This is a genomic window from Micromonospora sp. CPCC 205554 (assembly GCF_036902745.1).
Taxonomy (GTDB): domain Bacteria; phylum Actinomycetota; class Actinomycetes; order Mycobacteriales; family Micromonosporaceae; genus Micromonospora; species Micromonospora tulbaghiae.
This window is the reverse complement of sequence record NZ_JBAKHP010000029.1, coordinates 66448-74513: the sequence shown is the minus strand read 5'-3', so window position 1 is coordinate 74513 and position 8066 is coordinate 66448. Positions and strand designations below refer to the sequence as shown.

Annotated in this window: 8 protein-coding genes and 2 tRNA genes; 3 read left to right on the top strand and 7 right to left on the bottom strand. The window is 69.8% G+C overall.

What is annotated here, in order from left to right; translation table 11 throughout:
• The first annotated feature begins 518 nt into the window (after window positions 1-518).
• Window positions 519-740 carry a hypothetical protein gene (locus tag V6U82_RS26515; protein WP_128136925.1) on the top strand — a complete coding sequence of 74 codons (222 nt, stop codon included), beginning with the start codon at window positions 519-521 and terminating at the stop codon, window positions 738-740.
• A gap of 6 nt (window positions 741-746) precedes the next feature.
• On the opposite strand, the gene V6U82_RS26510 is transcribed toward V6U82_RS26515, so the two are convergent.
• Both V6U82_RS26510 and V6U82_RS26505 read right to left on the bottom strand, forming a co-directional pair.
• Window positions 747-1544 carry a carbon-nitrogen hydrolase family protein gene (locus tag V6U82_RS26510; RefSeq protein ID WP_334465682.1) on the bottom strand — a complete coding sequence of 266 codons (798 nt, stop codon included), beginning with the start codon at window positions 1542-1544 and terminating at the stop codon, window positions 747-749.
• Window positions 1545-1583: 39 nt separating this feature from the next.
• The gene (locus V6U82_RS26505; protein ID WP_334465679.1) at window positions 1584-2417 is read right to left on the bottom strand and encodes an EamA family transporter; all 834 of its coding nucleotides are present in this window, start codon (window positions 2415-2417) and stop codon (window positions 1584-1586) included.
• Window positions 2418-2458: 41 nt separating this feature from the next.
• On the opposite strand from V6U82_RS26505, the gene V6U82_RS26500 reads away from it, so the two are divergent.
• Window positions 2459-3082, top strand: coding sequence for a helix-turn-helix domain-containing protein (locus V6U82_RS26500; protein ID WP_128136922.1), 624 nt, complete (start codon window positions 2459-2461; stop codon window positions 3080-3082).
• 25 nt (window positions 3083-3107) lie between these two features.
• Here V6U82_RS26500 and clpX read toward each other — a convergent pair whose 3' ends face one another.
• The 5 genes from clpX to V6U82_RS26475 form a co-directional block, all read right to left on the bottom strand.
• Window positions 3108-4400, bottom strand: a complete 1293-nt coding sequence (clpX, locus tag V6U82_RS26495) for an ATP-dependent Clp protease ATP-binding subunit ClpX (RefSeq protein ID WP_018786885.1) — start codon at window positions 4398-4400, stop codon at window positions 3108-3110.
• 227 nt (window positions 4401-4627) lie between these two features.
• Window positions 4628-5290, bottom strand: a complete 663-nt coding sequence (locus V6U82_RS26490; protein ID WP_013288034.1) for an ATP-dependent Clp protease proteolytic subunit — start codon at window positions 5288-5290, stop codon at window positions 4628-4630.
• A gap of 14 nt (window positions 5291-5304) precedes the next feature.
• Window positions 5305-5946, bottom strand: coding sequence for an ATP-dependent Clp protease proteolytic subunit (locus tag V6U82_RS26485; protein WP_334465668.1), 642 nt, complete (start codon window positions 5944-5946; stop codon window positions 5305-5307).
• A 175-nt stretch (window positions 5947-6121) separates the two neighbouring features.
• A complete protein-coding gene (gene tig / locus V6U82_RS26480; protein ID WP_181726551.1) occupies window positions 6122-7468 on the bottom strand; it encodes a trigger factor in 1347 nt (448 codons plus the stop codon).
• 149 nt (window positions 7469-7617) lie between these two features.
• Window positions 7618-7691 (bottom strand) — tRNA-Pro (locus V6U82_RS26475).
• 253 nt (window positions 7692-7944) lie between these two features.
• Here V6U82_RS26475 and V6U82_RS26470 point away from each other — a divergent pair.
• Window positions 7945-8018, top strand: a tRNA-Gly gene (locus V6U82_RS26470).
• Window positions 8019-8066: the final 48 nt, after the last annotated feature.

The following is an 8066-nucleotide window of genomic DNA, read 5'->3' as shown; positions in this document are numbered from 1 at the left end:
CCTGTTGAGTTCTCAAAGAACAACCACACACCAACCAGAAGCCCCACATCCGCGGAACCCCCGTTTGGGGCAACCTCTCCAACCTACTCGGTCTTACCTCCGTCGTCAACCTCGTGTCCGAGGCGATCAACTTGGTTCGACCAGACCCACGCTGACGCTCACCGTTTCCGGTGGTCGTGTCTTTCGTGAGTTTCGGCGGACCGGCCGGCGTCGCTCTCGCAACCACCCGCCCGGCTCCCTGCCGGCTTTCGAACTCTACCCGGTCGGCTTCGCGTTCGCAACTCCGTGTCCTGGAGTGTCGAGCACCGCCCGAATCTCAGTCTGGCTCGGCGTCACCGCCACCAGCCTGGCGCCCGTTCTCGGCCGGTTTGCCCGGCCTCCCGCGTGCAGAGAGAAAGTTACGCGGACCCGCGTCGGAAGGCAAATCAATGATCGTCATTGGGTGAACGCGACGGGCCCACGGAGAGGCCACTGCCGAAGGGGGACGTCAGGAGCGGCGCCGTGCCAGAGTGGTCGGCATGGATGATCCGTCCCCGGTCCCGGCCCTCGCCGAGGACGCTCTGCTCGGCCTCCTGCTGCCGTTCTGGCAGTTGGTGATCGGGGCCGTCGTGCTCGCCGTACTGCTGCTGTCGGTCAGACGCCTGGCCCGGCGCGGCCCCTCCCGGATGACGACCGCCCTGCTGATCACTGCGGCGGCGATCGCCGGGATCGCCGCACTGGGCCTGCTTTTCGGGAGCTGACCGCGGTCAGAGCCGGCGGTTGGCCAGGCTGGGCAGCTCGCTGCGGATCGTCCGCAGCCGCTCCAGGTCGATCTCGGTGACGGCCAGCCCCGGACCGTCGCCGACCTGACTCAGCACCGTCCCCCACGGGTCGACCACCATGCTGCGTCCGAAGCAGGTCCGGTCCGGGTCGTGGTCACCGGTCTGGCCCGCCGCCGCCACGAAGCACTGGTTCTCGATCGCCCGGGCCCGTAGCAGCACCTCCCAGTGGTCGCGCCCGGTGTGCATCATGAACGCCGCCGGCACGACGAGCAGCTCGGCGCCGCCGTCGGTCGCGAGCTGCCGGTACAACTCGGGGAACCGCAGGTCGTAACAGATGGACAGGCCCACCCGGAGGCCCTCGACGTCGACCACCACGGGCTTCTCGCCGGGTGCGACGGTTGCCGACTCCAGGTAGGAGACCCGGCCGGGGATCTCCACGTCGTACAGGTGGATCTTCCGGTACGCGGCGGCGAGCGCGCCCTCGCGGTCGAACACCAGCGAGGTGTTCCAGGTGTGCGCCGGGTCCGGACCGGCCTCGTGGAACGAGCCGGCGATCACCCACATGCCCAGCCGGCGGGCGGCCTCCGCGAAGAACCGCCCCACAGTGCCGTCGACCGGCTCGGCCGGCGGCATCCGGTCGGCGTGACCGAGATAGTCCACGTACTCCGGAAGGAGAGCGAGATCCGCGCCGGCCGCCGCGGCCCTGACCAGCAGGGCCTCGGCGGCGGCGAGGTTCGCCGCCCGGTCGTCGCGGGCGTTGAGCTGGCAGACGGCGACGCGCATGACCCGAGGGTACGGGCGGAAGCGGGCGCGCGACAGGGCTCAGACGCTGGACAGGACGAGCGCTGCCGCGGCGAAGCCGAGCCCCGCGACCTGTGCCGGCCGGAGTCGTTCCCGGTCGACGGCGAGCGCGAGCAGGACGGTGCTCGCCGGGTAGAGCGAGGCGATGGCGGCCACCACGCTCAGGTGTCCCCGGCCCGCCGCGGCGAGGAAGAGCGCGTTCGCGGCGGAGTCGAGCAGGCCGGCCGCGACGGCCCAGCCGAGGACCCGCCGCCCCAGGCGCAGTCGTGCGCCGGTGCGGACGGCCAGCGCGAGGCCGAACGCGATCGAGCTGACGCGTACCGCCAGGACCGGCCACATGCCCGCGGACTCGTCGGCCTGGCCGAGCAGCGCGAAGAAGACGCCGAAGAGCAGCCCGGCAGCCAGCGCCATACCGAGCACGCGGCCGGAGACGCGGCGGGCCGTACCGCGCTCACCCAGGCTGACCAGGCCGATGGCGACCACGGCGAGCCCGGCGCCGCCGAGCGCGACGGCGCCCGGCGAGTGGGCGAGAACCAGTCCGGCGACGATCGGCACGATCGCCGCGGTGATCGCGGTGACCGGGGCGACGACAGCCATCACGCCGGTGGCGAGCGCGCGGTAGAGCAGCATGACGCCGCCCGCGCCCGCCACGCCGGCGAGCAGTCCCCACCCCAGGTCGAGCGCGCTCGGCGACCCGGGCACCACGAGGACGAGGACGAGCAGCAGCGGAACGCTGAGGATCTGCGACACCACGGTCACGGCGATCGGGTCGGCGCGCCGGGACGCCTTGCCGCCGGCGAAGTCGGCGGTGCCGAAGGCGAGCGCGGACACGGCGGCGAGGACAATGGGGAGCACCCCGCAGTCGTACCACAATAGTGACCGTGAAGGACAGTGTGATGACCGACGCAAGCGGACGGGTCGGCGCGGTGACCTCCGCGGTCGCCCGCCAGGTACGTGAGCTACGCGCCGCCCGTGGCTGGTCGTTCGAGGAACTGGCCGGCCGGTCCGGGGTCAGCAAGGGCATGCTCGTGCAGATCGAGGGGGCCAGGACAAACCCGAGCATCGGCACGCTCTGCCGGGTCGCCGACGCGTTCGGCGTCAGCATCGCCCGGCTGCTGGAGCCGGCCGAGGAGAGCACGGTACGGGTCAGCGCGGCGGACGAGGCACCCGTGCTGTGGCGCGGCCCGCACGGCGGCCTCGCGCGTCTGCTCAGTGGGCTCGGCGAACCCGACCTGGTCGAGCTGTGGGACTGGCGGATGGAACCCGGGGAGGCGTTGCAGTCCTCCGACCACGCCCACGGCACCCGGGAGATCCTGCACGTGCTCGACGGCGCGGCCACCGTCACCGTCGACGGCGTCGACCACGAGGTACGCGCCGGCGAGACGGTCGAGTTCCATGCCGACCGGGAGCACGGCTACCGCACGGCCGGTCACGGGCCGGTACGCCTGATGATGGTGGTTGTCACCCCGTCGGGCGAGTGGGACCGGCGGACCCGCTCACGCGGACCGCGCCCGAGCTGACCCCCGGGCGCGGTCGCGACGGCGATCAGGCCGACTTCTCCTCGCGGTCCCGCCGGCGCCGGCCGGTGAACTCGCGGGGCACGATCGTCGGGTTGACGTTCTCCAGGACGACCTCGCGGGTGATCAGCACCCGGGCGGCGTCGGGGTTGCTCGGCACCTCGTACATCACGGAGAGGAGCACCTCTTCCATGATCGCCCGCAGGCCGCGAGCGCCGGTGCCGCGGAGCATGGCCTGGTCGGCGATGGCCTCCAGCGCGGGCTGCTCGAACTCCAGCTCGACACCGTCCAGCTCGAACAGGCGCTGGTACTGCCGGACCAGAGCGTTGCGCGGCTCGGTGAGGATCCGCACCAGGGCGGTGCGGTCGAGGCTGCGCACGTTGGTGATCACCGGCAGCCGGCCGATGAACTCGGGGATGAGCCCGAACTTCAGCATGTCTTCCGGCATGACCTGGCTGAAGATGTCGTCGGTCGACCGCTCGGACACCGACCGGAGCCGGGCGCCGAAGCCGGTGCCGCCGGAGCCGGTGCGGGCCTCGATGATCTGGTCGAGCCCGGCGAACGCGCCACCGCAGATGAACAGCACGTTCGTGGTGTCGATCTGGATGAACTCCTGGTGCGGGTGCTTGCGCCCGCCCTGCGGCGGCACGTTGGCGACGGTGCCTTCGAGCATCTTCAGCAGCGCCTGCTGCACGCCCTCGCCGGACACGTCGCGGGTGATCGACGGGTTCTCCGACTTACGGGCGATCTTGTCGACCTCGTCGATGTAGATGATGCCGGTCTCGGCGCGCTTGATGTCGTAGTCGGCGGCCTGGATGAGCTTCAGCAGGATGTTCTCGACGTCCTCACCGACGTAGCCCGCCTCGGTGAGCGCGGTGGCGTCGGCGATGGCGAACGGGACGTTGAGCATCCGGGCGAGCGTCTGCGCCAGGTGCGTCTTGCCGCAGCCGGTCGGGCCGAGCAGCAGGATGTTGGACTTGGCCAGCTCGACGCCGTCGGTGCCGGAGCCCGGCGCGCCGGCCGCCTCGGCCTGGATCCGCTTGTAGTGGTTGTAGACCGCGACGGCGAGCGCCTTCTTGGCCTGCTCCTGACCGACTACGTAGTTGTCGAGGAACTGGCAGATCTCCATCGGCTTGGGAAGCTCTTCCCACTTCACCTCGCCGGACTCGGCCAGTTCCTCTTCGATGATCTCGTTGCAGAGATCGATGCACTCGTCGCAGATGTAGACACCAGGGCCCGCGATGAGCTTCTTGACCTGCTTCTGCGACTTGCCACAGAAGGAGCACTTCAGTAGGTCGCCGCCGTCACCGATCCGTGCCACCTACGTTCTCCCTGCACTCGTCGGCCGGAACGCCGGCCCTGACCTGCGGGCGCCGGAGCGCCCGTCCGTCCTGTCGTCCCACCATGCTGTCGGCTCCACCTGATCCGACCGGCGGAGCGGTACAGACCCGACGTTACCCGGTGGCCGGGTTTTCTCCGACCCCCAAAACGGGTGTGTCAGAGGTCGACCGGGAACGATACCCCGACCGACCTCCGACCACACGTTGCTCAGCCCGCGGCGTGCGACGCCAGCAGACCCTTCTTGCGGCTGGTCAGGATCGTGTCGACCAGCCCGTACTCCTTGGACTCCTCGGCCGTCATGATCTTGTCACGGTCGATGTCCTTGCGAACCTGCTCGATCGGGCGGTTGCAGTGCCGGGAGAGCATGTCCTCCAGCTGCGTCCGCATCCGCAGGATCTCCCGCGCCTGGATCTCGATGTCCGAGCCCTGGCCGTAGCCGCCCTCGGTGGCCGGCTGGTGGATGATGATCCGGGAGTTGGGCAGCGCCATCCGCTTGCCCGGGGTGCCCGCGGAGAGCAGCACCGCCGCCGCGCTCGCCGCCTGCCCGAGGCAGACGGTCTGGATGTCGGGGCGGACGTACTGCATGGTGTCGTAGATCGCCGTCATGGCGGTGAAGGAGCCACCGGGCGAGTTGATGTACATGATGATGTCGCGGTCCGGGTCGGTGCCCTCCAGCGTCAGCAGCTGGGCCATCACGTCGTTGGCCGACGCGTCGTCCACCTGGACGCCGAGGAAGATGATCCGGTCCTCGAAGAGCTTGTTGTACGGGTTGGACTCCTTCATCCCGTACGACGTGCGCTCGACGAACGACGGCAGGACGTAGCGGTTGTGCACGGCCGCGAACTGGGGCGGCAGGCTCAGGTCGGTCATCGTCAGCTCCTCGGTCAGCTCAGGGTCCCGGCGCCATCCGGAACCTGCGCGGCCCCGATGATCACCTTGTCGATGAAGCCGTAGTCCATGGCCTCCTGGGCGGTGAACCAGCGGTCACGGTCCGAGTCCGCCTCGATCTGCTCCTGGCTCTGGCCGGTGTGGAACGCGACCCGCTCCTGGAACATCCGCTTGGTGTAGAGCATCTGCTCGGCCTGGATCGCGATGTCCGACGCGGTGCCGCCGAGACCGCCCGAGGGCTGGTGCATCATGATCCGCGCGTGCGGCAGGGCGTACCGCTTGCCCTTGGTGCCCGCGCAGAGCAGCAGCTGGCCCATGGAGGCGGCCATGCCCATCGCCACGGTCGAGACGTCGTTGTCGATGTACTGCATGGTGTCGTAGATCGCCATGCCGGAGTAGACCGAGCCACCCGGCGAGTTGATCCAGAGGAAGATGTCGCGGTCCGGGTCCTCCGCGGCGAGCAGCAGGAGCTGCGCGCAGATGCGGTTGGCCACCTGGTCGTTCACCTCGCTGCCCAGGAAGATGATCCGTTCCTTGAGCAACCGGTTGTAGACCGAGTCGTCGAGGTTGCCAATGGAGTCGCCACCGCGGGCCTCGTTCGCCCGGAGCGACTTCTTGGGGATGTGCATGTCGGTCATGGCAGCCCTTCGCTCTCCGTACCGTCCTACCCGACACTAACCGCTCAGCCGGGAGGCGTACTCCCGGTCGGGGCACTGTTCGCTCTCAGCGCAGTCACCCGCACGGCGTACCCCGGAAAGGGTTTCGGCCGCCTCCCGGCGCGCAGCGCGGGACGGCGGCCGACACCCCCGATGGTCAGTGCTGGTGGTCGTGCTCGGCCTCGTTCTGGGCGCGCAGCGCGTCGAGGGAGACCTCGTTGCCCGCCGAGTCCTTGATCTTGATCTTCTCCATCACCGCGGCGAGCGCCTTGCCCCGGCGGACGTCGCCGAAGACGGCCGCGGCGGCGCCGGAGCGGACCAGCTGGTCGTAGTACTGCTGCGGGGCCATGCCGGCGCGCTGCGCGCGGTGCACGATCTCGTGACCGAACTCGTCGTCGGAGACCTGCACGTCCTCGGCGTCGGCCAGGGTGTCCAGCAGAAGCTGGATCTTGACGCCGTCGGTCGCCGCCTCGGTCAGCTCGGTGTCGATCTGCTCCTCGGTCTTCTCCTCCGCCGCGAGGTATTCCTCCAGGGAGGCGCCGATGCGCTCGAGCTGGTCGACCATCGCGGCCTTGCGGCTCTCGACCTCCTCCTTGACGACGCCCTCGGGGGCCGGCACCTCGGCGGCGGCCACCATCTGCTCCAGGGCCTTGTCGCGAGCGGCGTAGATCTGCTCGACCTGCTTGCCGCGGGTGACCCGCTCCCGCAGGTCGCCGCGCAGCTCGTCGATGGTGTCGAACTCGCTGGCCATCTGCGCGAAGTCGTCGTTGAGCTCGGGGAGCTCCTTCTCCTTGACCGTGCGGACGGTCACCGCCACGTCGGCGTCACGGCCGGCGTAGTCGCCGCCGACGAGCTGCGTGGTGAAGGTGGTGCTGTCGCCGGCGGCCAGGCCGACCAGCGCCTCGTCCAGACCCGGCAGGAGCTGCTTGCTGCCCACCTCGTGCGAGATGTTGCTCGCCGAACCGCCCGGGACCTCCTCGCCGTCGACGGTGGCGTTCAGGTCGATCTGCACGAAGTCGCCCTCCTGGGCGGCCCGCTCGACGGTCTTCAGCGTGGCGAACCGCTCGCGCAGGCTGTTGATCTGCTCGTCGATCTCGCTGTCGGCGATCTGGATCTCGTCGACGGTCACCTCGATGGTGGCCGGGTCCGGCAGGGTGATCTCCGGCCGGACGTCCACCTCGGCGGTGAAGTTGAGCGAGTCGCCGTCGTTGAACTCCGTGATGTCGACCTCGGGACGGCCCAGCGTCTTCAGGTCGTGCTCCCGGACCGCGGCGAGGATGTTCTGCGGGATGGCCTCCTGGATCGCCTCGTTGAGGACGGTCCCCCGGCCCACCCGCTGGTCGATCACGGCGCTGGGAACCTTGCCCCGGCGGAAGCCGGGAACCTGGACCTGCTGGCCGATCTCCCGGTACGCCTTCTTGAGGCTCGGCTCGAGCTCGACGAACGGCACCTCGATGGCGAGCCGCACGCGCGTCGGGCTCAGAGTCTCGACGGTGCTCTTCACAGGCGTACTCCTTGACGGATCTGGGTGTTGAGTCTGGGGCGTGATTGCGCGCATCGAGTGTAGGCGAGCGGGCCGACGGCATCGGCAGGGCCCGGGCACCGCGCGGAAAAAACCGGCGGTTCCCGGGACCATCCGGTCGCGAACGACAGTCGGGGTGGCGGGATTTGAACCCACGGCCCCTCGCTCCCAAAGCGAGTGCGCTACCAAGCTGCGCCACACCCCGGTGGCGACGAAGAGTGTATGCCGTCCGGCCCTCCACGCGGGTGACCGGGGCGCGGTGTGGCGGCGGCCGGACGCCGTCGGGTGGGGGCCGGACGCCAGCTCGGGGAAGTCAAGGGGTCCGAGGGCGCGGGAAGGCGCCAGCTCGCCGAAGTGGTGTGGATCTTGCGGGTCAGCGCCGTGCGCGGGGTATGCGCTTCGCGACGTCTACCGGGGTTCGGTACGCTGTCGGCGCATCCCGCGATGGTGGGGTGCGCGCGGGCGTAGCTCAATGGCAGAGCTTCAGTCTTCCAAACTGACGGTGCGGGTTCGATTCCCGTCGCCCGCTCCACCCACGAAGGCCCAGGCAGACCGCATGATCGCGGCACCTGGGCCTTTC

Excerpts from the sequence above, each read along its gene's own strand:
- V6U82_RS26515 (WP_128136925.1), top strand. The coding sequence starts at position 519 with ATGGATGATCCGTCCCCGGTCCCGGCCCTCGCCGAGGACGCTCTGCTC.
- V6U82_RS26510 (WP_334465682.1), bottom strand. The coding sequence starts at position 1,544 with ATGCGCGTCGCCGTCTGCCAGCTCAACGCCCGCGACGACCGGGCGGCG.
- V6U82_RS26500 (WP_128136922.1), top strand. The coding sequence starts at position 2,459 with ATGACCGACGCAAGCGGACGGGTCGGCGCGGTGACCTCCGCGGTCGCC.
- V6U82_RS26490 (WP_013288034.1), bottom strand. The coding sequence starts at position 5,290 with ATGACCGACCTGAGCCTGCCGCCCCAGTTCGCGGCCGTGCACAACCGC.
- V6U82_RS26485 (WP_334465668.1), bottom strand. The coding sequence starts at position 5,946 with ATGACCGACATGCACATCCCCAAGAAGTCGCTCCGGGCGAACGAGGCC.